The organism is Actinoplanes palleronii (genome assembly GCF_016862315.1).
Classification (GTDB): domain Bacteria; phylum Actinomycetota; class Actinomycetes; order Mycobacteriales; family Micromonosporaceae; genus Actinoplanes; species Actinoplanes palleronii.
Map to the genome: position 1 here is coordinate 35603 of NZ_BOMS01000152.1, position 26466 is coordinate 62068.

At 69.9% G+C, this 26466-nt stretch carries 26 protein-coding genes; 12 read left to right on the forward strand and 14 right to left on the reverse strand.

Annotated elements, in window-relative coordinates:
* Positions 1-114: 114 nt before the first annotated feature.
* Together Apa02nite_RS43620 and Apa02nite_RS43625 are read left to right on the forward strand one after the other, a co-directional pair.
* The gene (locus tag Apa02nite_RS43620; protein ID WP_203830356.1) at positions 115-786 is read left to right on the forward strand and encodes a BON domain-containing protein; all 672 of its coding nucleotides are present in this window, start codon (positions 115-117) and stop codon (positions 784-786) included.
* 274 nt (positions 787-1060) lie between these two features.
* A complete protein-coding gene (locus Apa02nite_RS43625) occupies positions 1061-1261 on the forward strand; it encodes a DNA ligase-like domain-containing protein (protein ID WP_203830357.1) in 201 nt (66 codons plus the stop codon).
* Positions 1262-1513: 252 nt separating this feature from the next.
* Here the strand turns inward: Apa02nite_RS43625 and Apa02nite_RS43630 are convergent, their stop codons facing one another.
* The 4 genes from Apa02nite_RS43630 to Apa02nite_RS43645 all read right to left on the reverse strand — a co-directional run bounded on the left by Apa02nite_RS43630 (position 1514) and on the right by Apa02nite_RS43645 (position 5181).
* Entirely contained in the window at positions 1514-2440 is a 927-nt protein-coding gene (locus Apa02nite_RS43630; RefSeq protein WP_203830358.1) for an alpha/beta hydrolase fold domain-containing protein, read from the reverse strand.
* 41 nt (positions 2441-2481) lie between these two features.
* A complete protein-coding gene (locus Apa02nite_RS43635) occupies positions 2482-3969 on the reverse strand; it encodes a DHA2 family efflux MFS transporter permease subunit (protein WP_203830359.1) in 1488 nt (495 codons plus the stop codon).
* An 87-nt stretch (positions 3970-4056) separates the two neighbouring features.
* The gene (locus tag Apa02nite_RS43640) at positions 4057-4479 is read right to left on the reverse strand and encodes a VOC family protein (protein ID WP_203830360.1); all 423 of its coding nucleotides are present in this window, start codon (positions 4477-4479) and stop codon (positions 4057-4059) included.
* A 60-nt stretch (positions 4480-4539) separates the two neighbouring features.
* Positions 4540-5181, reverse strand: a complete 642-nt coding sequence (locus tag Apa02nite_RS43645; protein WP_203830361.1) for a TetR/AcrR family transcriptional regulator — start codon at positions 5179-5181, stop codon at positions 4540-4542.
* A 92-nt stretch (positions 5182-5273) separates the two neighbouring features.
* Between Apa02nite_RS43645 and Apa02nite_RS43650 the strand changes: the two genes are divergently transcribed.
* Complete coding sequence (locus Apa02nite_RS43650; RefSeq protein WP_203830362.1) at positions 5274-6446, forward strand: winged helix DNA-binding domain-containing protein; 1173 nt, start codon at positions 5274-5276, stop codon at positions 6444-6446.
* 387 nt (positions 6447-6833) lie between these two features.
* On the opposite strand, the gene Apa02nite_RS43655 is transcribed toward Apa02nite_RS43650, so the two are convergent.
* From Apa02nite_RS43655 to Apa02nite_RS43670, 4 genes are all read right to left on the reverse strand, one after another.
* On the reverse strand, positions 6834-7481 hold the full coding sequence (locus Apa02nite_RS43655; RefSeq protein ID WP_203830363.1) for a TetR/AcrR family transcriptional regulator: 648 nt from the start codon (positions 7479-7481) through the stop codon (positions 6834-6836).
* 79 nt (positions 7482-7560) lie between these two features.
* Positions 7561-9024, reverse strand: a complete 1464-nt coding sequence (locus tag Apa02nite_RS43660) for an MFS transporter (protein WP_203830364.1) — start codon at positions 9022-9024, stop codon at positions 7561-7563.
* Positions 9025-9116: 92 nt separating this feature from the next.
* Entirely contained in the window at positions 9117-9572 is a 456-nt protein-coding gene (locus Apa02nite_RS43665) for a VOC family protein (RefSeq protein ID WP_203830365.1), read from the reverse strand.
* A gap of 37 nt (positions 9573-9609) precedes the next feature.
* Entirely contained in the window at positions 9610-10635 is a 1026-nt protein-coding gene (locus tag Apa02nite_RS43670) for an aldo/keto reductase (RefSeq protein WP_203830366.1), read from the reverse strand.
* 885 nt (positions 10636-11520) lie between these two features.
* Here Apa02nite_RS43670 and Apa02nite_RS43675 point away from each other — a divergent pair.
* From Apa02nite_RS43675 to Apa02nite_RS43685, 3 genes are all read left to right on the forward strand, one after another.
* Entirely contained in the window at positions 11521-11670 is a 150-nt protein-coding gene (locus Apa02nite_RS43675; RefSeq protein WP_203830367.1) for a hypothetical protein, read from the forward strand.
* Positions 11667-11858: a VOC family protein gene (locus Apa02nite_RS43680; RefSeq protein ID WP_203830368.1), complete on the forward strand. Its 192-nt coding sequence runs from the start codon at positions 11667-11669 to the stop codon at positions 11856-11858. The genes Apa02nite_RS43675 and Apa02nite_RS43680 overlap by 4 nt, the downstream gene beginning before the upstream one ends.
* Positions 11859-11925: 67 nt before the next feature.
* Entirely contained in the window at positions 11926-12456 is a 531-nt protein-coding gene (locus Apa02nite_RS43685) for an ATP dependent DNA ligase (RefSeq protein WP_203830369.1), read from the forward strand.
* A 29-nt stretch (positions 12457-12485) separates the two neighbouring features.
* Here the strand turns inward: Apa02nite_RS43685 and Apa02nite_RS43690 are convergent, their stop codons facing one another.
* Together Apa02nite_RS43690 and Apa02nite_RS43695 are read right to left on the reverse strand one after the other, a co-directional pair.
* On the reverse strand, positions 12486-12911 hold the full coding sequence (locus tag Apa02nite_RS43690) for a VOC family protein (RefSeq protein WP_203830370.1): 426 nt from the start codon (positions 12909-12911) through the stop codon (positions 12486-12488).
* A 14-nt stretch (positions 12912-12925) separates the two neighbouring features.
* A complete protein-coding gene (locus tag Apa02nite_RS43695; protein WP_203830371.1) occupies positions 12926-13768 on the reverse strand; it encodes an alpha/beta fold hydrolase in 843 nt (280 codons plus the stop codon).
* Positions 13769-13849: 81 nt separating this feature from the next.
* Between Apa02nite_RS43695 and Apa02nite_RS43700 the strand changes: the two genes are divergently transcribed.
* The 4 genes from Apa02nite_RS43700 (at position 13850) to Apa02nite_RS43715 (ending at position 20476) form a co-directional block, all read left to right on the forward strand.
* A complete protein-coding gene (locus Apa02nite_RS43700; protein ID WP_239164972.1) occupies positions 13850-14356 on the forward strand; it encodes a MarR family winged helix-turn-helix transcriptional regulator in 507 nt (168 codons plus the stop codon).
* Positions 14357-14765: 409 nt separating this feature from the next.
* Positions 14766-18890 (forward strand): DUF6531 domain-containing protein, encoded by a 4125-nt coding sequence (locus Apa02nite_RS43705; protein WP_203830372.1) that lies wholly within the window; start codon positions 14766-14768, stop codon positions 18888-18890.
* Complete coding sequence (locus tag Apa02nite_RS43710) at positions 18859-19350, forward strand: hypothetical protein (RefSeq protein WP_203830373.1); 492 nt, start codon at positions 18859-18861, stop codon at positions 19348-19350. Before Apa02nite_RS43705 ends, Apa02nite_RS43710 begins: the two co-directional genes overlap by 32 nt.
* A gap of 28 nt (positions 19351-19378) precedes the next feature.
* Positions 19379-20476, forward strand: a complete 1098-nt coding sequence (locus tag Apa02nite_RS43715) for a hypothetical protein (protein WP_203830374.1) — start codon at positions 19379-19381, stop codon at positions 20474-20476.
* 4 nt (positions 20477-20480) lie between these two features.
* On the opposite strand, the gene Apa02nite_RS43720 is transcribed toward Apa02nite_RS43715, so the two are convergent.
* Entirely contained in the window at positions 20481-20657 is a 177-nt protein-coding gene (locus tag Apa02nite_RS43720) for a hypothetical protein (protein WP_203830375.1), read from the reverse strand.
* Between Apa02nite_RS43720 and Apa02nite_RS43725 the strand changes: the two genes are divergently transcribed.
* Positions 20637-21413, forward strand: a complete 777-nt coding sequence (locus Apa02nite_RS43725; RefSeq protein ID WP_203830376.1) for an NHL repeat-containing protein — start codon at positions 20637-20639, stop codon at positions 21411-21413. The two genes, Apa02nite_RS43720 and Apa02nite_RS43725, sit on opposite strands and share 21 nt — an antisense overlap.
* A gap of 32 nt (positions 21414-21445) precedes the next feature.
* On the opposite strand, the gene gntF is transcribed toward Apa02nite_RS43725, so the two are convergent.
* Positions 21446-22735 carry a guanitoxin biosynthesis pre-guanitoxin forming N-methyltransferase GntF gene (gntF, locus tag Apa02nite_RS43730; protein ID WP_239164973.1) on the reverse strand — a complete coding sequence of 430 codons (1290 nt, stop codon included), beginning with the start codon at positions 22733-22735 and terminating at the stop codon, positions 21446-21448.
* Between the two features lie 166 nt (positions 22736-22901).
* A complete protein-coding gene (locus Apa02nite_RS43735; RefSeq protein WP_203830377.1) occupies positions 22902-25034 on the reverse strand; it encodes an MMPL family transporter in 2133 nt (710 codons plus the stop codon).
* 96 nt (positions 25035-25130) lie between these two features.
* Between Apa02nite_RS43735 and Apa02nite_RS43740 the strand changes: the two genes are divergently transcribed.
* A complete protein-coding gene (locus Apa02nite_RS43740; RefSeq protein ID WP_203830378.1) occupies positions 25131-25664 on the forward strand; it encodes a MarR family winged helix-turn-helix transcriptional regulator in 534 nt (177 codons plus the stop codon).
* A gap of 75 nt (positions 25665-25739) precedes the next feature.
* Here the strand turns inward: Apa02nite_RS43740 and Apa02nite_RS43745 are convergent, their stop codons facing one another.
* The gene (locus Apa02nite_RS43745) at positions 25740-26399 is read right to left on the reverse strand and encodes a type III effector protein (RefSeq protein ID WP_203830379.1); all 660 of its coding nucleotides are present in this window, start codon (positions 26397-26399) and stop codon (positions 25740-25742) included.
* Positions 26400-26466 lie beyond the last annotated feature (67 nt).

Consider the following 26466-nt stretch of genomic DNA (forward strand, 5'->3'; position numbering starts at 1 on the left):
CTGCGCGACTCCGTTCGGACCGGCACTCTCGCCTGCGCTGACACCGCGACCGAATCCGTAGGAATGAAACAGATTTTGTCCGCAACCTCATGTCGAAGAGAAAAGGAAAAAGCCATGACCCAGACACTGCACAGGACCGATGAACAACTCAAGGCCGCGGTGACCGACGAACTGAAGTGGAGCACCCCCGGTGTGAGTGACACGAACATCGGAGTCGCGGTCAACCACGGCGCGGTCACCCTGTCCGGAGAGGTGGATAGCTGGCCCGAGAAACAACTCGCGGAACACGCGGCATTACGCGTACGCGGGGTCACCGCCGTGGCGGAGGACATCACCGTGCGCAACAGTTGGTCAGGAATAAACGACACCGACATCGCGCGGGAAGCCGGCGAGGCATTCGCCCGTTCGGTCACTGTCCCGGCCGAGACAGTGACGGCGACTGTCCACAAGCACGTCATCACCCTCAATGGCGAGGTTGCCTGGCACTACCAGCGGGAGGCCGCCGAAGAAGCCGTCCGCCACCTCAAAGGTGTCCTCCAGGTCTTCAACGCCATCACACTCAAGCCCGTCGCATCGCCGACCGACGTCAAGGCGGTCATCAATGCCGCGCTGGTGCGAACCGCCCAGGCCGAAGGTCGCGACATCACGGTGAACGTCAACCACGCCGGCCATGTCATGCTCGAAGGAACCGTGCATTCCTGGGCAGAACGGCGCGAGGTAGAACGCGCAGCGTGGTCGGCACCGGGCGTCACCGACCTCACCAACGCTCTCGAGATCCACTACTGACGCGACGGCGGGCCGCAGGCCGTAGTCGGCCTGCGGCTCTCCATGAAAGATCGTGATGGTGGCGACCGACTCCTCACTTCCGGTCGTACGGTGCAAGGGTTGCCCTGCCCGTCGCGCAAGCGGAACAGCGGGTCGGCGACCCGGGCGGTGTCGGCTGCCGACAGCGGGAGCCGGGTGGGGCGCGGTGGCGGGCTGAGGTTCTCGCGTTCGGCTGCGCGCCCGGCGGTGGCCGCTCGACGATCATCAGATGCGCGCGGCTGCCGGACTACCTCCCGTGACGGACCCGATGCTGGCCACCGCGGGTGCGGTGCCGGTGGGCGCGGGCTGGGCGGCGGAGATCAAGCACGAAGGGATGCGCGCCGGGGTGACCGCCGCCGGCGGGCGGTGGCGGGTCCACAGCCGTACGGGCCGGGACGTGACCGCCGTCTTCCCCAACCCTCGGGAATCCCGTCAGAAGAGCGATCACTACCGCTGAAGCGCATCGTACGACGGGCATTGCCAATCTTTTGTATGGCTCGCCTGATCTGGTGAATGTCCGCCACTCCTGCATCTGATGCGCGTTACGCCCATTGGAGCCGTAGCGGGCTCTTACCCGCGCTCGCTCTCGAGCGGCTGCGGCGGGCGCTCTCCGGACAGTCCCTGTCGTAGGCCCAGCCGCTCGTGGCGGCGGGGCGTAGGCAGGGGAGACATCGTGTCCGGTGGTGGGCTGGGCGCTTCGGCCTTCGGCTCACCGACCGAGAAGTTGCCGCTGGATGATCGGCGCGACACTTTTGGCGTCGGGGATGAACGAGAATCCGGCCCAGCCGTGCGAGAGCCCGGTGCGGATGTCGTAGTAGGCATCGATACCGAGCGCCTCTGTAGCGTCTTTGAGGCGCCAGGTGTCGGGGCACAGGAGGTCGATGGTGCCCGAGTAGACCGCGAGGCCTCGAATGCCGGCCATCGAACCGTTGATCGGGCTCACCATGGGATCGGCAGGGTCGAGCTCACCTGCCCACTGGCGGCCCCACTCGCGCAGAGCGTCGATGCTGAGGAAGGGGTCGTTGATGGTGTGGCTGCGCGGGTCGCTGAGAGTGACATCGAGGAAGGGTGAGATCAGCACGACGCGCGCCGGGCTTTCCACGCCGCGACTGATCACCTCCTGAACGGCCGCCAGAGCGAGGCCGGCACCGGCGGAGTCGCCTTGGACAGCGACCAGGTCCGCACCGCGCTCACGGACGAGGTCGGCGATGAGGTCGGCGACGATCGGGACGATGCGACCGGCGGTGCCGTGGGGTGCCAGGGGGTAGATCGGCACGATCACGTCGACGTCATCGGCGCGGGCCCAACTGGCGTTCCAGGCCCAGGTCATGGCGTTGATCTCGGTGACGTAAGCGCCGCCGTGGATCGCCACGATCGCCTTGCGGGGCACGCCGGCGCCGGCTTTGCGGCGGAGGGTCCAGATAGGAAAGCCCCGCTCATCGGATTGGCTTACGTCGAGGCCGGCGACAGCCTTGGCGGGTGGGACGACCGGAGTGGCCTTTGCGTCACGCTTGAGGACGTAGGCCTTGGCCTTCGCGGTGGATTGCTTGTTGAAGCCCATGGGTCGCATGGCATTGCTGATGACGCGGTGCATCAGGCTGGAGGAGCCGTTCTGGACGAGCTTGCTGTGGGGCATGAGAGTCCTGTCGTAGGAGCGTGAATGAGATGTCGGGCGGGTCAGGTGTCGAGGTTCGCTTCTCGACGCTGGTACTCGGTCTTGTCGGGAAAGAGCGTGGCGCAGACGATCCCGGTGAGCAGGAACAGGCCGCCGCTGAGGAGGAAGACGGCGACGTAGCCGTGCGTTGCGGCGTCGGCCAGGAGGTTGCTTGCGCTGAGATGTTCGTGGCCGGATCGTGAGCGCGAGGCCGTGACGGAGGCCGCGACGGTGCTCAAGACCGCGACTCCGATCGACCCGCCGACCTGTTGCATCGTGTTCACGAGGGCCGATGCCACGCCGGAGTCGGCGACTGCGACACCGATCGTGGCGGCGTTCGTGGCCGGGGCCATGACAGCGCCGAGGGCGAGCCCCATAGCGATCAGGCCGGGCAGGACCCCGGCGGCGTAGGGGGTGGTCGGCGTGAGTGTGCTGAGGATCAGCATCGCGATGACACCGAGGAGCATCCCCGCCGGCAGGACGATGCGCGGCCCGAATCGGGGCAGGAACCTGGTGCCGACGAGGTTGGCGCTGATCATGATGCAGGCGATGAAGGGCAAGAAGGCGAGCCCGGACGTCGACGCGCTGAAGCCCTTCACCCCCTGCAAGTAGTAGGAGAGAAAGAGGAAGACGGCGAACATTTGGACGCCGACGAGAGCGAGGACGCCGAACGACGTCGCGCGCATCCGGTCGGTGATCACATGCAGCGGGAGCAGCGGATGCGCGGTGCGTCGTTCGACGAGCACGAACACCGCCAAAAAGATGACGCCGAGGGTGAGGGAAACGAGAGTCGACGGGGCACTCCAACCGGCGGATCCGGCTTGCGAGAAGCCGAGGACGATGCCCACCAGACCGAGAGCTACGGTGCATGCGCCTGCGAGGTCGAGCGGTTGCCGCTTTGGCGGGTGTTCACGACGGAGATAGGCGAGAGCACCGATGAATGCGGGTATCGCGAAGACGACGTTGATGTAGAGAGCGAACCGCCACGAGAGGTATTGGGTGAGGAATCCGCCGATGATCAGACCGACGGCCGCACCGACCACGGAGACGATGCCGTAGACGGCGAACGCCTGACCGCGTTCTCGGGGGTCACGGAATGTCGAGACGAGGGTGGCAAGGGTGGCGGGGGCGAGTGCTGCGGCGGCAATGCCCTGGACGGCTCGGGCGACCACGAGAACGGTGAAGGTCGGGGCGGCGCCGCCGGCGAGGGAGGCCAACGCGAAGATCAGTGCGCTGACGAGGAAGATCCGCTTGCGGCCGATGATGTCGCCGACACGGCCGCCGAGCAGGAGAAGGGCGCCGAAGGCCAGCGCGTATGCGGTGACGATCCATTGACGCCCTGAATCCGCAAAGCCGAGGTCGGCCTGGGCCGAGGGAAGGGCGATGTTCACCACGGTGGCGTCCAGGACGACCATGAGCTGGGCCGCGGCGATGGTGGCGAGGATCAACCAGCGGTGATCCGGCACGGAGCCGGACATCCGGGTCTCGTTCTGGAGGGTGGGTGACGACATGAGTTCTCTTCTGTGACGGTGGTCGGAAGTCCGCGGGGGGGTATAGCAGAGGCGGGGTGCCGGAAAGCACCCCGCCTGCGAGGGTGGTTACGCCTGTGCGGGAGCGGTGACGTCGATGATCCAGGTGACGCCGAAGCGGTCGGTCAGCATGCCGTAGAGCGGGGCGAAGACCGCCGGGGCGAGCGGGGTCAGGATTTCGGCTCCCTCGGTGAGACGGTCCCACTGCGTCTGGATCTCCGCCGCGTCCGTGCCTCGCAGGGCGATGTAGAAGGAGTTCTGGCCGTGGTCGAACGGCTTGGCGGTCTGGACGTCGTAGGCCATGACGCGGAACCCGTTGGCCCCCTCGACCTGGCCCCAGGCGACACTGTCGGCCTGGGCCGGGTCGGTGACCTGGTGGATGTCGGTGTAGGTGGCGACCGTGACAGTGCCGTCGAAAACGGTCGCGTAGAAGCCGAGGGCCTCGCGCGCCTGGCCGCGGAAGTTGATGTGGGTGGTCGTGGTGACGCTCATGAGAGCTCCTTCTGATGGGGTTGGCTGAAACGGGAAACGGAGGTTGTGTGTTCGGGCAGCTCAGGTGAGCTGGGCGCCGCGCATCGCGGGCAGGATCACGCTGTCGATGAGCGACAGCGTGAACTCGGGCGTGATGGGCTGCTGCTGCACGGCGGCGCGGCAGATACTCATCATCGGCATGACCAGGGCGAGCGTGCCGACGTCGGCGCCGGGGTACTCGCCCCGGTCGATGGAACGCTGCAGAAGCACTCGGGCCGCGTCGACCCATGGCTCGATACCCGCACCGCCACCGATGCCGGCGAGGCGCGGTTCCGTCTTGGCCAGCGTGGCCAGCCCCGCAAGCACCTTGATGCGCCGCTCTTGGTCCTCGACGCTCAACGGGATGATGGCCGCGATGAGATCGCCGCGGAGGGTGCCCGTGTCAGGCAGAGTGAGCTGTGCGGTGTCGGACGCGCTCATGTGGCGAACCGCGTCGACGACAAGGTCGGCCTTGGTGGTCCAGCGACGGTAGACCGTCGCGCGGGCCGAACCGGAATGGGCGGCGACCATGTCGATGGTCATGCCCTCATAACCGGTCTCGGCGAGCACCTCGAGTGCCGAGTCGAGGATCTTGGCGTTGCGGGCGACGTCGAGCTTGCGACCAGGGCGGTGAGGTGCCGCGGCGGGGGTGCTCACCGTCTGTTCGTCGTCTGCTTCACTCATGAGTAAAACGATACGCCAGCATCTCGATATGCGCAAGTATCGTTTACGAGAAGGCCCTGGTCAGGGTGCCGCAGCTCACCATGGAGGACCGCTTGCTCACCATCACGCCCGAACAACGTCGCCTTGTCATTGCGCACCGTCACCTTCTGCATGGGGGCGCTACCGGTCCCGACGAGGTCGCTGCCACGCTCATCGGGCTGCACGCGACCGACCCGGCCACACCGTTCCTGTCCGTCCTCGCACGAAGCAGGACGACCACGATCGCGGACATCGTCGACGCGATGTACGCACGGCGAAGCATGGTGCGCTGGATGGCGATGCGCCGCACCCTTTTCGTGTTCCCGACCTCGGAAATCGCCGGAATCCAGGCCGCGGTCAGCACACCGCTAGCGGCGACGCTGCGCCGACAGCTGCTCAGCCGGCTGCGGCGCAACGGCGCTGAACCGCCCATCGAGGGCGACCTGGACGCTTGGCTCGCCGATGTGGAGAAGCAGACGATGGCCGCACTCGTCGATGCCGGGTCCGCCACCGGTGCTCAACTGTCGGCGCGGGTTCCAGGCTTGACGACGGTGATTCTTCCAGGATCACCGTCGGAGGTTCGACAGAATGTCACGTCACCATTGCTGACCATCATGAGTGCTAACGGGTTGATCGTCCGCGGTGTACCGACCGGAGCGTGGACGTCGAGGAATCACCTCTGGCAGCCCGCGGCGGCCTGGTGGCCACACGATTTCGAGGCGACAAGCGAAGCTGATGCACAGCGTGCGCTCGCGCGACGCTATCTGGAGCGGTACGGGCCGGCGACTGCGGACGATGTGCAGTGGTGGACGGGGTGGAACAAGACCACGACCACACGCGCCCTGTCGCGCCTGCCGACCATCGACGTCGACCTCCACGGCCGTACCGGACTGATGCTGGGTGAGCCCGATCTCGAGATCCCCGACTCCCCGCCGCACGCCGCCCTTCTGCCCTCGCTCGACTCCACACCGATGGGATGGAAGGAACGCGAGTGGTTCCTCAGCATCGACCGGCGCGAGATCTTCGACACGGCCGGCAACATCGGCCCGACCCTGTGGTGGAACGGCGAGATCATCGGCTCCTGGGCCGTGGCAACCACCGGTGAAGTGCGAACGTCAATCCGCCTGGACCGGGGCACCGACGCGAAATCAACCATTCACCTGGCTGCCGCGGAACTCCAGCGGCGGCTCGACGGGACGGTCGTCACCCCGTCGATCCGAACACCGCTGGAGAAATCCCTGCTCTGAACGACCAGACCGGGCCAGCAGCGTCACGAATCTCGCGCGCTCCGCACTCATCAACTCAACGTCATCGACAGCCGCTTCGCGCCCCCCATCATCGACCTCAACCCACGAGCCACGCAGCGATGCCAGAACTGAGCCGACCTACGTTGCCGCTCACCCCCAGCCGAACGGATCGCTGGTGTCCCGATGACCGTTCCCTTGACGGGACACCCAGCTCAACGACCACCCTCTCGGCATCGCGCAGTCACCCCGACCACCGTCTCTGCGCCAGAGCAAGTCTTCTGGCACCGCTTTGATCGTCGTTGGATTTGGTACCCGCGAGTTTCGACCCCTCCCGCTACCGGACCTTTTGTGGGGGCTAAGAATGGCCTGGGTTCCGCCGCAAACAGGTCATGGGCGGACCGCCGGCAGGAGGACGCCGTCGATGATGGAGATGAGGAAGTCGCGGTCGAACGGCTTGCGCTGGATGAGCGCGCGGTAGGCGGCGATGGACGGGATGATCTGTGCGAGGGTCTCGACGTCGGCGGCGGAATCGATCTCGCCGCGGCGGATCGCCCGGCCCAACAGCACGCGGTTGGCGGCGGCCCACGGTTCGACGATCGCGTCGTTGGCTGCCTCGGCGAGCCCGCGGTCCTGGCTGAGCATCGACGCCAACCCGGCCATGATCGTGAGCTGGTACTCGCCTTCCTCGACGGAGGCCGGCTTGAACAGCGCGAGGATGTCGCCGCGCAGGGTGCCGGTGTCGGGCAGCCGGTCCAGGTCGGCCTGACTGCGTTTCATGTGCCCGACGGCGTCGAGGACCAGTTCGGCCTTCGACGGCCAGCGACGGTAGAAGGTGCCTTTGCCGGCCTTGGCCCTTGCCGCCACCGCGCTCATCGTCATACCCGCATAGCCGACCTCCGCCAGGACCTGCAGTGCCGCGTCTAGGATCTCGGTGTCGCGGCCGGGGTCAGGTTTACGGCCCGGGCGGCGGTGGGCGGTGGGGCCACCCTCGCCGTCCGGGACGGCGGCGCCCGCGGTGGGGTCGTCCTGCGTCATAGCGGTGTTCTCCTCGTCGCCGGAAGTGTGGCCTGCTGTGTGCCGGTCCGGATTCATTGTTGTGCCGCCGGTACACGGGTCAGACCGCGGGTACGGTGACCTCGCCGCACTGGGCGGCCTGCGAGTGTTCGCGGCTGTCCCGGTTGGAGATCAGCACGGCGGCGAGCACGATGCCGGCGACGGCGAAGCCGGCGCCGACGAGGAACGCGTCGGAGAACCCGTCGGTGAGGGCGACCTTTAGGTCCCGTACGCCGGAGGTGAGCGCGTCGGTGGTCGCCGAGTTGGCGATGGAGGCGAGGATCGCCAGGCCGAGCGCGCCACCGATCTGCTGGGTGGTGTTGATCAGCCCGGAGGCGAGGCCGGCCTGCTCCGGGGTGGTTCCGGTCACCGCGGCGATCGTCAGGGGTACGAACGAGAGGCCGAGGCCGAGTCCGGCGAGCACCGACGGGCCGAGCACGTCCACGGCGAACGAGCCGTCCGGGCGCACCTGGGAGAACCAGGCGAGTCCCAGAGCGACGAACGCAAGGCCCGCGATCAGCACCGGCTTGAACCCGAGCCGGGTGACCAGGGTCGAGGCCGCGGTCGCGGCGACGATGATGGACACCGACAGAGGCAGGTAGGCGAATCCCGCGGCCAGCGCGCTGAACCCGAGCACCTGCTGCAGGTAGAGGGTGATCAGGAAGAACATCGAGACCAGGGCCATGCCGACCAGCAGACCGACGACGTTGGCTCCGCGCAGCGTACGCAGGGAGAACGTCGACAACGGCAACAGCGGGTTGCGCGAGCGCCACTCGATGACGGTGAACGCGGCGAGCAGGGCCAGTGCGCCCAGTCCGCGCAGCAGGGTGGTGGTCGAGGTCCAGCCGGCCTTGTCGGCGTCCACGAGGGTGTAGACGAGCAGGGCCAGTCCGGCGGACACGGTGACCGCTCCGGGCAGGTCGAAGGCCCGGTTTTGTGCCCCGCTGGTCGATTCGGTGAGACGCTTGGGTGCCTGCCAGATGATGAGCGCCCCGATCGGGACGTTGACGAACAGCACCCATTCCCAGCCGAGGTACTCGGTGAGCACGCCGCCGAGCAGCACACCGGCCGCGCCACCGGCGCCGGCGACAGCACCCCAGATGGCGAGGGCCCGGTTGCGCTCGCTGCCCTCAGCGAAGGTGGTCGTCACGATGGACAGGGCTGCGGGTGAGGCGATCGCCGCGCCGAGGCCTTGCAGCGCCCGGGCCGCGATCAGCCAGGTCTCGTTCTGGGCGAATCCGCCGAGCAGCGAGGCGATCGTGAACAGCGCGATGCCGGCCACGAACATCCGCCGGCGGCCGAGGAAGTCGGCCAGGCGACCGCCGAGCAGCAGGAACCCGCCGAAGGCCAGGACGTAGGCGTTGACCACCCAGGAAAGGTGGTCCTGGGAGATGTGCAGGGCGGTGCCGATCGAGGGCAGCGCCACGTTGACGATCGACGCGTCGATCACGACGACGAACTGGGTCAACGCCAGCAAGGCGAGCGCGAGGTTCCTCGCGCGACCGGTGGTGAGATCTGCAGGCATGGGTGTAGGACACTCCGATGGGGATGAGCGAGGGAGAAGGTGAGGTGCGGGGCGACGCCCGAGGTGGTTGTCCGGGCGTCGCCCCGCGGTGGTCACTCGTGGACGTTGACCATCCAGGTCACCCCGAACTGGTCGGTGACGATGCCGAAGCCGGGCGACCAGGTCGATGAAGTGAGGCTTTCGACGACGGTCCCGTTCACGGCGAGGCGCTTGAAGAGCGTTGTCGCCTCTTCCAGGGTGGCGATGCGGAGTTGGATGAACATGGGCTGTTCGGTGATGGTCGTGCCGTTCGCGCGACGGGTCGAGCCCGGCTTGCCGAAGTCCGGCTCTTGGTCGCCCGGGATGTCATAGCCCATCACCAGGACGCCGTCGGCGGTGGTGATCTGGCCGTAGACGATCCGGTCGCTGTCCGGCAGGCCGGCGGGCATGCCGAAGTCCTGGTAGGTGTGCGACAGCAGGTCGCCGTCGAAGACGCCCCGATAGAACTCGAGCGCCGGGCGCGCGTTCCCGTTCGCGAAGTTGAGGTGCGGGATGGCGGAGATGGACATGGAGAGGTTCCGTTCGTTGAAAGGATTGGGGAAGGTGTCAGCGCCGACGCAGTGACGCGTCGGTGAGCGCGGGCGGGAAGTAACCGGCGTCGCCGACGGTCATGTTCCGGCCCGGAGCCACGATCTTGTCGATGCGGTCCAGGACGTCCGGGTCGAGGACGAGGTCGGCCGCGCCGAGCTGGCTGTCGAGCTGTTCGATGTCCATCGGGCCGATGATCGGTGCGGTGACCGCGCGGTGGGCGAGCACGAAGCCGAGGGCGAGGTGGATCAGCGACAGGCCCGCTTCCTCGGCGAGCAGGGCGAGGGCCTCGACGGCGTCGAGCTTGCCGGCGTTACGCGGGGCGTCGATGTCGAAGATGCCGGGCATGAGCTCGGTGCGGCTGCTCACCTGGCCGGTGGCACCCTTGCGGAACGTGCCGGAGAGCCAGCCCCCGCCGAGCGGGCTCCAGGTGAGCACGCCGATGCGGTGCGCCTCGGCGGCGGGCAGGACATCGGCCTCGATCCCACGGGCGAGCATCGAGTACGGGGGCTGCTCGGTCACGAACCGGCCCAGGCCCCGGCGTTCGGCCGCCCACTGCGCCTCGACGAGCTGGTGGGCGGGGAACGTCGAGGTGCCGAAGTACCGGATCTTCCCGGCCCGCTGCAGATCGGTCAGCGCCCCCAGGGTCTCCTCGATCCCGGTCGCCGGGTCGGGGCGGTGCACCTGGTAGAGGTCGAGGTGGTCGGTGCCGAGCCGCTTCAGGCTGCCCTCCACCGCCCGCATGATCCACCGGCGCGAGTTGCCACGGTCGTTGACGTTGTCGCTCATCGGGTTGTGGAACTTGCTGGCCAGGACCACCGAGTCGCGGCGCGACCCGGCCAGCGCCTTGCCGACGATCTCCTCGGCCTCCCCGCGGCCATATAGGTCGGCGGTGTCGACGAAGTTGATGCCGGCCTCGAGCGCGTGGTGGATCGTCCGGATCGAGTCGTCGTGGTCCTTGTTGCCCCAGGACCCGAACATCATCGTGCCCAGGCACAGCGAGCTGACGCTCAGTCCGGTGTCCCCGAGAGTGCGGTACTGCATGTGATCACCCGTTCTTCGAAATGGCTCCGCATCCAGCGCCCGGTGCGAACGCCCTGACACAACCGCTCGGAGTTGACCTGCGATGCAGCGAAGCTCGTCTTCATAACGGTACCGATCGGTTCCGGTAACGTCAAGTACCGGTACCGTTCAGTACTGCAAGAGAGGGGGTTGTTCGGCATGTTTACTCACCGCGTCGGCGTCACCTGGATCCGCCGGGGCCAACCACGCCCACTCCGACCGACCGTCTTCAGCCTCGGGTAAGCGGCCACCGCACTTCCGCAGGCCGCGCCCGGCTTGCACGAGGGAGGACAGCTCGCGCATCCCGCCCGTCCGGCCGCACCGGCCTTGGCCGAGTGAGTCCTTGTCGATGGGACTACTGCCGTCGTGCGCGTCTGCGGTGGCCTGATCGGGCTTCCCGTTCCAGTGGCGGCAGGCCGATGAGTCGCCGGCGCCCGCGCCCATCGACGCGTGCGCCCCTGGCGCCTCGGCGACCTCGGACGGTTCACCGATCTTGACGGAGCAGGCCCCTGCAGCGGTTAAGCCATGCCGGTCGTCATGGACGTTTGCTCGCCTCCGGCGCCGCCACAAACCTCGCGATGAGTATCGAGACCCGCCGGTCACGTCATGACGACAGTGCCTTCTCGATCGGTGTGCGAATAGCAGGCGTCACGGTTGTTCCGTCTAGTCGCTGCTCGAGTCGAGCGGCCGCTGCGTCCGTGGCCGCCTGAAGATCTTCGCCACCGTCGACGAGAAGGCTGGTGCGAACCCCGGTCGGTGTCGAAGCCCAGACGCCGACAATGCCGCCGTTGCACCAGATGGTGGGCCCGATGTTGCCGAAGTTGTCATAGAAGCCTGCCGTGCCGGTCAGGCTGTACCAATGACGGAATGCCCGCCGGCCTCCCCGACACCGACAAGGCTGTCTGGGGGCAGGTCGCCTCGACCGACGGCCTGCGCATCATGGCCTACGACGTGCCCACCCGGCAGGCTGCCGGCGAGACGACCCAGCCCGGAGCAACGCACCGCAAAACGGTATGACCATCACCGACCAGCCGTACTTCCTCGCCCTCAGCGGTTCGACACTCGACGAGATCACGGCCACCTGGGACCGCCTCTCCGTCGGCGGCACCATCCTTGAGCCGCTTGCCGCATCCGCGTGGTCCGCCGGGTTCGGCATGCTCACCGACCAGTTCGGTGTCACCTGGGTCGTCGACGTCGCCCAGTAGCACCCCCTCGACCGCGGCGGCTCGCATCGACTCAGGCGAGCGCCGGGCACTGCTGGAGGATCTGCCGTTGCGCGGCGCCGGCGTGCAGACACCGCCGTTCTTCGTCGACGCGGCAGCCGAGCTCTACGCCGCGGCGCAGGAGCACGGGCTGGAGGGCATCGTGTGCAAACGGCTGGACTCGCCGTACACGCCGGGGCAGCGGGCCAGGACCTGGGTCAAAACGGTCATCCCGCACGTGGCGGACGTGGTGGTGTGCGGGTGGCTTCCCGGCCAGGGCCGGCTGCGCGACACCATCGGCGCGCTCGTGGTCGGCGCGTACGACCGGACCGGGCACCTGCACCTGGTCGGCCGGGTCGGCAGCGGGCTGTCCGGCGCCGCGCGCCGGCAACTGCAGCAGCTCCTCGCGCCGCTGCACCGCGGCAGCCCACCGGCCGGGCACGCCGAGAGCGCCGCGATGGCCGAGGCGATGTGGGTCGACCCGCAGGTGGTGGCCCGGATCGGCTACCGCTCGTGGACCGGCGGAACCCAGCTGCGGCACCCGGTGTACCGCGGGGTGCTGGACGATCGCGACGCCTCGACCGCTCTGCTGCCGGAGTAGCCGGTGGCGGCCGGTGCGGCGCTCCCGGATCAGGGGTTGGTGTCCAGCAGCGCGGAGGGGGTTCGGTAGTTCACCTCGAGGTCGAGGCCGTCGCCCAGGGGGCAGTAGAACGCGGTCCAGGTCGCTCCCCAGACCTGGAATCCGTCGCTGATCGCGCCGGGGTTCAGGCCGGCCGCGGTGAGTTCGGCGTGTTTGGTGTAGACGGCCTCGCGGGACTGCTGGATGAGACCGAAGTGAAAGCCTTTCGGGTACGCGGAGCCGCCGTCCGGTACCGGATCGATCTGGGTGATGACGAACTCGGAGCCGTCGCTCCCGGCGACAGCGGCGAAGGAGCCGCCACCGAACGCGGCGGGCGCGCGGCCCGTGTCGATGATCCGGTAGCCGAAGTGGGTGACGAGTGTGCCGGCGAGAGCGGTGACGTCGCTGGCGCAGAGGTTGATGTGGTTGAGACGCATGCTGGTGTCCGCTTTCAGGAGAAGAAGTCGCGCAGGGCGCCCGCGACGAGTTCCGGGCGTCCGGTGTTCCAGGCGCCGGCGTGGCCGAGGCCGGCGAACTCGACGGGTGTCGCCTGCGGCAGGACGCCGGCCAGGTCGCCGATGGCCTGCCGCAGGAAGCGAGGGCTCTTCGTTCCGCTGAGCAGCAGCACGGGCTTGTCGATGGATCCGAAGCTCGCCATCTCGGCGTCCAGGCCGCCGACGACGGTGAAGTCGTAGCGGATGCCGGGGAGCAGGTCGCGAAGCTTCGGGGCCGGACCGGTCCTACGGCTGTCCGCGCTGAGCACGGCGGCGGCGAGCAGCCGGGCGACCGGCCGGGGAAGCATCCGCAGCGGAGCCGGGGCGGTGCGGGCGGTGCGCAGCGCACCGGCGAGCGCGGCCGCCAGGCGCCCGTGGTCGATGTCCGCGCCGAGCTGCCGGATGCCGGCGTGGGAGATGCCGTCGCGGTAGAACGGCGGTTCGTACACCGCGGCCCGGGTGACCCGGCGCAGGGTCCGGGCCGCCTCCAGGGTGATCATGGCGCCGGAGCTTAGGCCGAAGAGGTGTCCGGTGTCCGCCTCGGTGAGCATCGCGTCCACGTCCTCGACGTCACGGGCGATGTCGTGCCCGTCGTCGTACGGCTTCGGGCTCATGCCGCGACCGCGGCGATCGGGTGTGTAGACGGTGAAGTCCGGCGCGAGTGCCGCCGCGAGGCGCTGATAGTGGTACGCGGTGCCCATAGCGCCCTGGACCAGCACCAGTCCGGGGCCGGTGCCCCGGCGCAGGTAGCCGATCCGCGTGCCGTCACGCGAGGTCACGTGCATTCCGCCCTCTGTCATCTTGCTTTCCCTCAAAGTAGTTTTGCGGCAAAGATACTTTGCCGATCTGATATTTTGCAACCAGGACGGAGAGGGTGATGCGTGAGCGACGACATGACGGACCGGCGGGCGCACGAGGTCATCGAGGGCCTCCGTGGACTGGCCGCGGCGCAGAGCGAACTGGGGCGTGTGTTCGCGCGGAGCATGCGCATGCACGGCACCGACGCGGTCGCGATCGTGGAGATCATCAGCGCGGAGGGCCGGAGTGAGCCGCTGACGCCCGCGCGCCTCGCCGAACGGATCGGGCTCACCACCGGCGCGACCTCGATCCTGCTGAACCGGCTCGAGCAGGCGGGCCACGTCGTGCGGACCCGGGAGCACAGCGACCGGCGGGTGGTCACGTTGCGCTCCACGCCCGGCATCCACGCCGCGGCCACCGCGTTCCACGAACCGCTGAGCCGGCTGCTCGGCACCGTGCTCGGCGACTACTCCCCCGCCGACCTGGACCGCATCGACTCGGTCGTCAGCCGGATGCGGTCGACGATGCACACCTACATGAGCGAGCTGGACCCGCCGGATCGGTCACCAGCGCCCGGCCCCCGGCGCTGAGCACGACACCGGCCAGCACCGCGACCGTCGCCTGAAATAGAGCCCCGCGCCGCCGCCGGCACGGGGCAGGCGTCGCGTACGGGGTCTCGCCTTCGCTACGGCCGCAGGTTCGGCGTCGAGTGGCCGAGTCCCACTTGGACCGTCGGCTCGTGCCGGCTCGGATGATCGGACATAAATCAACAGACGTCGATCTCATCTCGATGCGAGACCGGCGCCCGAACCAGGAAATTGACGGCTTCCGCCACTGTGCACCGGGCGCAGCGCGGGGCCAAGACATCGACAATCTTCGGTGTAACGTCCGCCAGGATCAGCGGTCGCGCGACCCTCGCCGGCCGCGGCCTTTGCGCCTTCGGGGGAGGACATGAAGCGACGATTGTGGATAACTGCCGCCCTGGCAACGCTACTGACCTTGAATCTCGCGGTCGGGCGGGCCTACGCGGCCCCGCTGGTGGACCGCCCGGCTGCGGAACTGTACGGATCCGATGCGGTCTTCGGCATCGCCGGCAGCGGCGTCAACTCCGCCACCGGCAACTACTCGCTCGCGGCGTCGGACCTGGACTTTCCGGCCGGGCTCCTGGACTGGGGCCGCACCTACAATGCGCTCGACGACACGACCGGGCCGTTCGGCAAGGGCTGGACCGCCGACCTCAGTGCCCACCTCGTCGCCGAGGACGACGGCAGCGTGCGCTACCACGCCGACGACGGACGGGTGCTCACCTTCGCGCCGGCCTCCGGCGGTGGCTACACCCGGCCGCAGGACTTCGACGCCGACCTGACCCACAACGCGGACGGCACCTACAGCCTGCGTGGCCTGTCCGGTGACGTGTGGGCGTTCGGCGCCGACGGCCGCGGCACCTCCCGGTCGTCGCAGGGCGTGCGGGTCACCTTCGGCTACGACGCTCAGGGCCGGCTCCTGACCGCCACCCAGTCGTCCGGCCCGAGCCTGGCCATCACCTACACCGATGACCTGATCACCCAGGTCACCACCGGCGACCAGCGCTCGGTCGTCTACACGTACGACAACGGCTTCCTCACCTCCGTGACCGGACCGACCGGAGTGATCGCCAACTACACCGCCGGCGGCGGGCGCCTCGGCGACATCCGCGACGGCGAGGACCGGCTGGTCGTCACGAACCAGTACGACAGTGCCGGCCGGGTGACCCGCCAGGAGTACGGCTCCGGCGGCGACGCCACGTTCGTCTACGACCTCGACGCCGGCACCACCGTGGTGACCGCCACCGACGGCGCCAAGGCGACCTACCACCACGACACCACCGGGCACCTGACCTCGATCGACGACCCGGGCGGCGGCAGCATCACGCAGACCTTCGACGCCAGCGGCCGGATCACCACCGTGCACACCGCCGGCGGGCTGGACATCGCCCTGACCTACGACCCCCGCGGCAACGTGCTGAGCCGCAGCATCGCCGACACCGTCACCCGCTACGAGTACGACACCCTCGACCGGGTCGTCACGACGACCGACGCCACCGACGCGGTCACCCGGTACGCCTACAACGGCGACGACCGCGCCCCGTCGCGGATCACCGACCCGCTCGGCGCGGTCAGCACCAACACCGTGGTCGACGGCCTGGTCACCGAGGCCACCGACGCGGCCGGCGCGGTCACCCGGTACGCCTACGACGCCGGGCGCCACCTGAGCGAGCTGACCGACCCGGCCGGCGGGATCACCCGCTACGCCTACGACCAGGTCGGCCGCCCGACCGAGGTCACCACCCCGCTCGGCCTGACCACCAGGTACGCCTACGACGGTTCCGGCCGGGTCACCGCGGCCACCGATCCCGGCGGATCGGTCACCAAGTACCGCTACTCCACGGCCGGGCTGCTGCTCGACACCACCGACCCGAACGGCGCGGTCACCAAGAACAGCTACGACACCAACGGCCGGCTCGCCACGGTCGCCGACCCGCTGGACAACCGCACCAGCTACACCTACGGCGCGAACGGCCAGGTGGCCACCGTGACCGACCCGATCGGGGGTGTGGAGAAGTTCAGCTACGACCCGTTCGGCAGGGTCGCCCAGGCGACCACCCCGAGCGGGAACACCGTCAGCTACACCTACGACGCCGACGGCAACCAGACCCGACGCGACGCTCCGGCGGGCACCACCAAGAACACGTACGACAGCCGGGGCCTGCTCACCTCCTCCACCGACGCGATGGGCCGCACCACCACCTACGCGTACGACGCCAACGCCCGCCTGATCGCGGTGACCGACCCGATGGGCAACGTGAGCCGCACGTCGTACGACGCGGCCGGCCACGTGCTCACCCGCACCGACCCGAGCGGCGCGGTCACCCGGTACACCTACGACGAGGTGGGCCGCCCGCTGACCACCACCACCCCGCTCGGGCACGTCACCACCTACGGTTACGACGCGAACGGGCGCCTGGTCACGGTCACCGACCCGCTCGGCGGGGTCACCCGCTACACCTACGACGCGGACGGCCGGCGCAACTCGCAGACCTCGGCGGCGGGCCTGGTCAGCCGGTCCGAGTTCGACAAGAACGGCCGTCTGGTCAAGGCGACCGGCCCGCGCGGCGGCGTCACCACCTACCAGTACGACGCCAAGGGCAACCAGATCGCGTCGACCGACCCGACCGGTGCGGTCAAGCACCTGACGTACGACGCGAAGGGCCGGCTCACCACGAGCAGCAACGCCAACGGTGAGGCCACCGCCTACACCTACGACGGCGCCGGCAACCTGCTCACGATCACCGAGCCGGGCGGCTCGGTCACCACGTACACCTACGACAAGGCCGGCCGGCAGACCTCGTCGACCGACCCGCTCCACCGGGTCACCAAGCAGGCCTTCGACGCGTCCGGCAACCTGGCCGCGGTCACCGACCCGGACGGCAAGACCCTGCGGATGAGCTACGACGCGGTCGGTGAGCTGCTGACCCGCACCGGGGACGACGGCAAGGTCCAGTCGTTCACGTACGACGCGGACGGCCGCCGGACCAGCATGACCGACGCGACCGGGACCACCACCTACACCTACACCGCGAACAGCCGGGTCTCCGGGTTCACCGAACCGAACAAGGAGGCGTACGCCCTCACCTACGACGCGGACGGCAACCGGACCAGTCTGCGGTACCCGGACAAGCTCACGGTCACCTACTCCTACGACGCGGGCAGCCGCCTGGTCGGGGTGGACGACCCGCGGGCCGGGCGGACCGCGTACACGGTGAACCCGGACGGTCAGGTACTCAAAGCCGACCTGCCGGCCGGCGCGGTGCGCACCTACGGCTACGACGGCGGCATGCTCGTCAAGTACAAGCAGTTCGGCGGCCTGTCGGTCGCGCAGGACACCACGCTGGACCGCGACGGCGACGGCCGCGTGGTCCGGCAGAGCGACTTCGGCGTCAGCACCAGATTCGCCTACGACCCGGCCGGCCGGCTGGTCAAAGAGGGCACCACGAGCTATACGTACGACGTCAACGGCAACCGCACCAAGGTCTCCCGGCCCGGCCTGGACACCGTGCTGCGGTACGACGCCGCCGACCAGCTGATCTCGACCGACACCGGGCTCAAGCACACCGACTACACCTACGACGCGGCCGGGCGCCTGACCGGTCGCGCGAACCCCGGCCACGAGGTCCGCACCGAGTACGACTCGTTCGGCAAGCCGGTCGTGCGCAAGACCACCCACCTGCTGCTCACCACGGTGGAGAAGTCGGTCTACAACGGCGACGGCCTGCTCACCAGCATCGGCCCGGACAAGGGGCCGAAGACCACGTTCCAGTGGAGGGTCGGCGAACAGACCCCGCAGGTGCTGGGCGAGGACGGCAAAACCGATTTTGTGTACGGTGCCGGCCGCATCTCGGCGACACCGCGCTCGGAGCGGTCACGTTCTCCGAGGATTCCTACGGCTCGACGCTGTGGACACTGCCCACCGCCGCGTGGGCGCTGGCGGCCCGGTACGACGCGTTCGGCAACCCGGACATCGCCGGGCTGCCCACGGCGGACGGCCCGCGCTTCGGCTACCGCGGTGAACTGTCGGCCGGCGCCGAGTCGGTCTACCTGCGAGCCCGCTGGTACTCCCCCGCGGGGGCAGGTTCGACTCGCGGGACCCGCTGTCGGTGCTGATCGGCTCGTCGCGTCCGGCCAGCCCGTACCCGTACGACAGCCCGCTGAACATGGTCGACCCGCTCGGCCGGCTCGCGCTGTTCGACTTCCTGTCCCAGCTCGTCATCGGGCTGCAAGGACTCAGCGGGTGGCAGAACTGCTGGGAGAACCCGGACCCGGGCAACTCGCTGTCCCGGCACCAGAAGTGCTTCCAGGGCAAGGGGCCGCTGTGGACCCGGGGCTGGGGTTTCAAGTCCGACTGCCTGTCCGGGGTGGAGGACTGCCTCAACGACACCTGGAACTCGGGTGCGCAGGAGTAGGCGGCGCACGCGCTGGCGATCAACGAACTCGCCCGGCAGTACGAGACCGGGTGGCAGCGGTTCAAGGACGACCAGCTCGGCTTCGGGGTGACGATGAGCAAACAGATCAACTGGGAGGTCGGTGACAACCCGGGTGTGCCGGGCGTCGACCCGGACATCGGCTACCAGGGCTTCCGGATCGACATCGTGACCAAGGAGAAGAACATCTACGAGGTCAAGCGGTACAAGGGCGAAGAGACCCGGACCGAAGTGGACAATCAGCTGCAGCGTTACCAGGACACCGGGCTGCACTGGTACGACATCGTCTGGGAGCGCGGCACCGAGCTGCAGCAGTGGGCGTCCACCTTCCCGGTGTACCCGCACTGGTACACGATCTTCCCGACCGAGGTCTATGTTTGGGGGCTCGGTCTGCCGGCCGGGCACGTGTACTTCACCGACGACGGCGACAAGGTGCCGGCCGGCGTGCGGACCAAGGGCGACCTGAACGAGGACAACGGCAACAGCGAGGCGGAGAACGGGGTCTTCGGCTGCGGCTCCTGCATCCCGATCCCGATCATCCCGGAGGTCCCGCTGGTACCGGTCTAGGCCCACCGACTCCCCAGGAGGATCCAGCATGGTCAGCGTCGAACCGGGTCTGACCCGCCGGTGGCGAAGCGGCAGCAACGCGGTGCTGCTGGTGCGTTCGCCGGACGATCCGGACCGGGTCCGGGCGGCGCTGACCGCCGGGCTGGCCGACATCGCCGCGCTCGGCCCGGCGTTCGCGCCGGAACCGATCGCGGTGCCGGCCGGCCACCTCATGATCATTGATTTCGGCACCCGCCCGCCGTCGAGGTTCGCCACCGTGCCCGACCTGATCGCGGGCCGGCTCGTCGCGGCCGGCATCACCGACGCGGCGATCACCACCCCGAGCAGGATCGGTGACCGCTACGCGGTGGTCACCGGGCTCGGGCCGATCGCCCGGGCCTGGCTGCGCGGCCCGGCCGGCCGGCCGCTCGGGGACGCGCCGCGCGGCGCCGGGGACCTGCTGCGGATCGCGGCCGGCTGGGTACGGGACACCGCGCCCGGCCTGCCGCCCCGGGGTGTCGTCGTCTCGGCCGAGGTCGAGCTGGCCTGGCCCGGCGTGGTGGACGCGCTGCTGCCGGCCCTGCGCACCGGCGCCCCGGTCTCCGTCGTGGCCAGCGACTTCGCCACCACCGCGACGGTGGCCGCGGTGGCCGGCACCCTGGGTGGCACGGTCAAACAGGCCACGCTCACCGCCGCCGGCCAGGACGTCACCCTGGCCATGCGCGCTCAGCGCGACCTCGCCCGGGCCGCAGCCGAACGCCTTGCCTGGGCCGGAGTCGAAGCGGCACCGACCGCTCGCGACGCGCTCTCCACCCACTGGGAGGGCCGCCGGCCCGGCGGCGAACACGTGCCCGACCTGATCGTGCCGGACGCGATGTGGTTCCAGGTGCTCTCGCCCGGCCATCTGGCCCGGCTGGGCGGCCCGCCGCCCGGTGCCGAGCCGCTCGGCGCGGGCCGGGTCGGGCTGACCGTCGGCGAGCCGGAGCAGTGGCTGCCCGGCCACCCCGACGAGGCCGGGGTGCGGGCCCGTGCCGGGCAACTGCTGGCCGCCTGCCTGGTCAACGAGGACACCGGTCTGCGGCTGATGCGGGAGCGGCTCACCGCGGCGCGGGCCCGCGACACCGACGGCTTCTTCCCCGGCCGATGAGGCGTCACCGCAGCGGCGCGCTCGTCGTGGTGCTGGCGCTGGCCGTGACGCTGCCGGTCGGCTGCCGGCGTGCCCGGCCGGCCGACGACTGCCCGGCCGGCCAGGTGGCGCCGGTCGTCTCGGGCCCGCCGCCGAGCACCCCGGGCAGACCGGAGGCGCTGTGGGTGGCCCCGTCGGGCACGCCGGTGTGCCCGCGGCCCGGCCGTTCGCACAGAATCACCTGGTCTTCGCACACCGGGCGCTGTGGGTCGCCCAGCCCGGCCGGTTGTGGCGGATCTCCCCGGCGGCGGGCGTGAGCTCGTCACCGCTGCCGGCCGGTTTCGCCCCGGCCGGGCTGGTCGGTGACGGCCGCTGGCTGTGGCTCACCGACGGGCGCGGCCTGCTGCGCGTCGACCCGGCGGCCCCGGCGCGCACCGTGACGGTCCCGCTCGCCGAGGGCGTCGCGCAACTCGGGCCCGGCCTCTATGCCAGCGGCGTGAACTCGGCGACGGTGCGCCGGCTCGACCCGGACACCGGCCGCCAGGTGCAGGCCGTCGACCTCGGCGAACCGGTGCTGTCGCTGGTCGGCACCGGTGCCGACGTGTGGGCGACCGGCACCTGCGGCACCCTGACCCGGCTCGCCGACCGGCACGGTGTGCGGGTCTCCGACGTCTCGCAGGACCTGCCCTCGGTCGAGGCCTCCGGCTCGCTCTGGGTCGGCGACGAGGTCCGCTCCCAGGTGGTCCGCGTCGACGCCGCGACCGGAGCGGTGCTGGCCCGCACCCCGTTCACCGCCGCCGATCCGGACGACCCGGCCTTCGTCCTGGTGGCCGGGCACTCCACGATCTGGGTGGTCGACCGTCACGTCTCGCGCGCCGACCCGGCCACGAATGTGATCACCCGGGTGCTGCCGGACGCCGATCCGCTCGCGGTCGCGGTCGCGGCGCCACCGCGCTGAGCGGCCGTCGGGTCGCGGGCGGCGGCGACCGGTCAGGCGCGGCGGGCCCGGCAGAGCAGGATCGCGGCGTAGCCGTGCGCGCCGTGCTGGGCCGTCGGGATGACCTCGATCCCCTCCTCGTGCAGCGGTTCGAAGTCGGGCCGCAGGGCTCCTCGCAGGTCGCGTTCGTCGATGTCGGCGCCCGGGAAGGTCTTGCCGCCGACCGTGTAGCCGCGGCACCGGCGCAGCGCCGCGGTGAGGAACAGGCCGCCGGGCTGGACCAGGCCGGTGATGTGCCGCATGAACAGTTGCCACGTGGCCCGGTCGCCGGTCGCCGAGTCCGCGCAGTAGGCACTGACCACTGTCGGGTAACTCCGGTTCAGTGGACGAGGGCGGCGGGCGTCCACCCGTACCAATGTGGTGATCTTTGCCCGGGTGAGGTCTTCGCGCGCGGTCACCTCGGCGTCGGTCGGACAGGGGTTGCCCTCGCACTGCAGGGTGTACCGGACGAACGGCCGCCAGTCGTGGGCACCCGGCGCCCGCTCGATCCACCGCTGGATCTCGGCCAGGTTCTCCGGAAGGTAGTCGCCCAGATGGATCTCGGATGCCGTCTCGGCGCACGCGAACACGTGGTGCAGGGTGGGCCCGGTCCCGAAGTAGAGGATCGGCTGGTCCCGTTCGGCCTGGCGCAGCGCGTCGACCAGGAACGCGATGGTGGCGATCTCGTCCGGTTCGACCGTGCGGTAGTAGTCGGTGAGGTACTCCCCCGGCACCCAGTCGGTGTCGAACGACGCGTGCCTGCGGTGCCGGCCCAGGACGGTCCGGGTGAGGCGGGCGAGCGCGCCCTCGTAGAACGCGGCGCCGAGGTTGGCGCCGCCGAGGAAGATCAGCGCCTCATCGGTGGTGACCGCCTCGGTCGCGACGGCGGCGCCGAACGCGGCCAGGTAGTACGGCACCTCCTTGGCGATCTCGGTGCCGGTGTAGGCCACGGCGGCGGCCAGCCGGGCGGCGCGCCCGGCACCGAAGCGGCGGCGGGTGAGGTCGTATGCCAGCTTGGATAGCACGTTGGTGCTCGTCCCGGTCGCCGCCAGCAGGCTGCCGTTCGCCTTCAGGCCGGCGCGCAGCCCGAACACCCAGGCTGCGTAGCTCACCAGCAGGAACACCACCACCGATCGGTGGCCGAGGTCGGCGAGCAGCCCGGAGGCGACCAGACCGGCGCCGACGGCCGCCGCCCAGGCGTCCAGCGCGTAGGTGGACGCCGCGGTGGCCGCCAGGCTCACGGCCCAGGTGGCGGCCGGCGACATCGTCGAAGTCCGGCGACCCGGATGGTGCGCTGCACCCATCGTTCCTCCTGACGGAAGGTTCGTCATGGAGATGACGGACGACGCCTGATGCGTACGTCCCCTTGCCGACAGCCCGAGCGACCGGGGCGGCCTTCCCGTCCGTACCGGAAATGTTTGGTTGTGGTGGCCGCAGCCTGGACCAGCGTCTGCTCGGGTTTTTCCTTCGTCAGTGCGCGTTCTGGGGTCGGACCAGCCGGCGCGCGGTGGCGGGGAGTTCGACGTCCGGCTTCAGCGGGGAAGGTTCGACCCGGAGGATGCGGGCGATCCCGGCCGGCAGCCACCAGTTGTAAGTGCCGAGAAGCGACACCATGGCCGGCACCAGCAAGGCCCGGACGACGGTCGCGTCCAGCAGGATGCCCACGCCGAGGGCGGTGGCCAGGATCTTGATGTCGGTCTGCGGTGCCGAGCCCAGGGCGGCGAAGGCGAAGAACAGGATCAGTGCCGCCGAGGTGACCAGGCGTCCGGTCCGGCCGAGGCCGTGCTCGACCGCGTAGGCGGTGGAACCGGTGCGCTCGTACTCCTCGCGCATGCGGTCCAGGATGAACACCTCGTAGTCCATCGACAGGCCGAACAGGAACGCGAAGATCAGTACCGGTAGCCAGAACGTCATGGCTCCGGTGCCGGCGATGCCGAAGACTGCTTGCGAGCCGTTGCCGTCCTGCCAGAACCAGGTGGCGATGCCGAAGGCGGCCGCCACGCTGGCCAGGTTGAGCACCACGGCCTTGAGCGGCAGCAGCAACGATCGGAACGCTCGCACCAGGAGCACGAACACGACCAGGGCGATGAGCGCGATCACGTACGGGAGCTTGTCGTAGACCGCTCTCTGGAAGTCGATCACCTGCGCGCCGGGTCCCGTCACTCCGGCGTAGCCGGGCAGGTCTCCGGTCACCTCCCGGACGGCGGTCACGACGGCGACGCTCGTGTTGTCCACGGTCTCGTGGTCGGGAACCACCACGACCGCGGTGGCTCCGCTCGCGGCGGGCTCGAGGCGGATCGCCATCCGGACGCCGTCGACGGACCCTGCCGCGTCGGCGAGGGCCTGCGCGTCACCGCCGGGCGCGACCAGCAACGTCACCGGCGTCAGTACGCCGTTGCCCACGCCGCCGGCCCGCAGCGATGCCAGCGTGTCGTGGGCCGCGCCGCTGGAGGCCAGCGAGCCGGAGCCCGAGGACCCGATCTGCAGCCCGGACAGCGGGACGATGGCGATCGTCAGTGCGGCGACGGCGGAGCCGGCGGCGATCCAGCGGTAGCGGATCACCCCGCGGGTCCAGGCCAGCCAGGCAGCCGAGGCGTGCTTCTCCTTGCGGAGGCGTGGCCAGTCGACCCGCGGTCCGGCGAGGCTCAGCAGGGCGGGTAGCAGGGTCAGCACCACCAGCGTGCTGATCAGGGGGATGAGCAAACCGCCGAGACCCATGCTGCGGACCAGCGGCACGTTCACCGCGACCAGCGCGACGAGGCTGACGGCCACGGTGATCCCGGAGGCCAGCACCGCCCTGCCCGCCGTGACCATGGCGGTGACGACGGCGTCGTCGCCGGACCCGCCCCGGGCGCGTTCCTCACGCCAGCGCGAGACCACCAGCAGCGAGTAGTCGATCGCCACGCCCAGGCCGATCAGCGCGATCAGGAACTGCACGACGCCCGAGACCTCGGTGACCGTGGTCAGGACCAGCACGGCGAGGAAGGTCGACAGGATCGACACGGCCGCGATCAGCAGCGGCACGAAGGCCAGGAACGAGGCGAAGACGAACAGCAGGACGATCAGGGCACCGGCCGCGCCGATCAAGGTCTCAGCGAGCACACCGGCCCCCTCGTCGGGGTCGGCATCGCCGGCCACCAACTGCTGATAGCTGATCACTGTCGCGTCCAGCCCTCGCGGCAGCGCCGCCGCCGTCACGGTCGGCGCGAGGCTCGGCCCCTGCGCCGGCGGCGCGAAGACCAGCAGGAAGGTGCTGCGCCCGTCATCGGTCAGGAACCGCTGGTCCCCGGTGCTGCCGTAGTCGAGCACCTGCCGGCCGGGCAGCGCCCGGATCGCCGCGGCGACACCGGCCACCTCGGCCCGTTCGAGCCTCCTCCCGTCCGGTGCGGTGAGCACCGGAACCGAGGCGGCACCCCCGTCGATGCCGTAGGCCCGGGCGAGGCCGGCCTGCGTGTCCGATCCTTCCTGGCCGGGCACCGAGAAGTCGGCCGACAACCGGTCGGGCACCCGCGCGGCGGCGACACCGCCGGCCAGCATGGCGACGATCCAGAAGCCGACCACCCACCATCGACGTCTCAGGACGGCGTGAGCGAATCGTTGCATGGAGGGCTCCTCGATCGTGAGGCGAGGCGCATCAACTACCTCGCTTCTAGAGTCACTTTAAAATAGAGGAACTCTTGGATCGAGTAAAGTGCGGGCATGGCGGAGCAGCGTGAGGAAGCCGACACCCTCTTCAGCCCCGGTCAGCGCTCCCGGGTGATGCAGCTGATGCGCGCCTACACCGACGCGCACCTCGAGCACACCCGTCACCTGGCCCGGTCGCTCGGCGTGCATGTGAACGACGCCGTCGCCGTCTCGGAGATCCTGTGGGCCGAGGTCGTCGGCGATCCGCTGACGCCGGTGGGGCTGTCCGACCGCATCGGCCACACCTCGGGCGCCACCACAACCCTGCTGAACCGCCTGGAGAACGCCGGGCTGGTCGTGCGCAGCCGGGAGGACTCCGACCGGCGCATCGTCAGACTCCGGCTGACACCCGAAGCCCGCTCCCGCACCGAGACGTTCCTCGCCCCCACCGGCGAGCAGGTCAATCAGGTCCTCGACGGCTACGACGACGCCGCTCTGCGGCAGCTGGAAGGGCTGCTGACCGACATCGTCGCGGTGACCGCCGCCCGCAACGAGCACCTGCGCGCGGCCTCCGGCCGGTCGGCCCGGCCGCCCGAGGCCGAGAGGTAGACACCGGACGGGCCGCGAGTAATCAGCCGGGTGGTTCGCACTGGGATCCTGCCGACCGGCCCGACGACGCGGCCGTCACGTGACGGTGTCACCGCGCTCCGGCCGGCCGCGATGCCGGATCTGGTCGGTGCGGGCGGTGACGGCGTCGATCTGGCCGGTCAGCGCCGGGTGATCGCCCAGGTGCCGCTGGGTCGCGGCGAGCAGGCCGGGCAGGGCCGACGCGTCCGGGTCGCCGAGCGCGTCGTGCAGCCGGGCGAGTGCCTCGCCGGCCGTCGCGTCGAGGTCGGTGAGCGCGGTGATCTGACCGGCCAGCCGGCGCAGGTCAGCGGTGTTGTCATTGGCCCATCGGGCAACGGCCCGGCTCGCGGCGCGGCGGTCCCGCTCGGCCTGCACCCGGGCGTCGCGGGTCGCGTCCGGCTGCTCCGTCGGGGCCGAGGCGCCGCGCAGATATCGACGCTCGGCGGCCTGCCGGCTCGCGACGCCCAGCGCGGGGGCCAGCGCCTGCCAGGAGACACCGGCGGCGCGGGCCGCGGCGATCAGCACCGGCTCGAGGCCGGCGAGTTCGCTCTGCGTCCGGCGCAACAACACGAGGGCGTCGAGCAACTCGGCCGGGCTCACCGCGGTGGCGGCGGCGGCCGGTTGCCCGACGTGGGCCGCGGTGGCGGCGAGCGCAGCCGCGGCCGCGGTCAGATCCCACTGGGTCGCCTCCGCTGCGGGCCCGGGCGTCTCGGTCATCGCCGTCCTCTCCGCACGGACTCTCCCCGTGTCATCTTTTCGTTGACATTCGACTTGTCATCGTTTC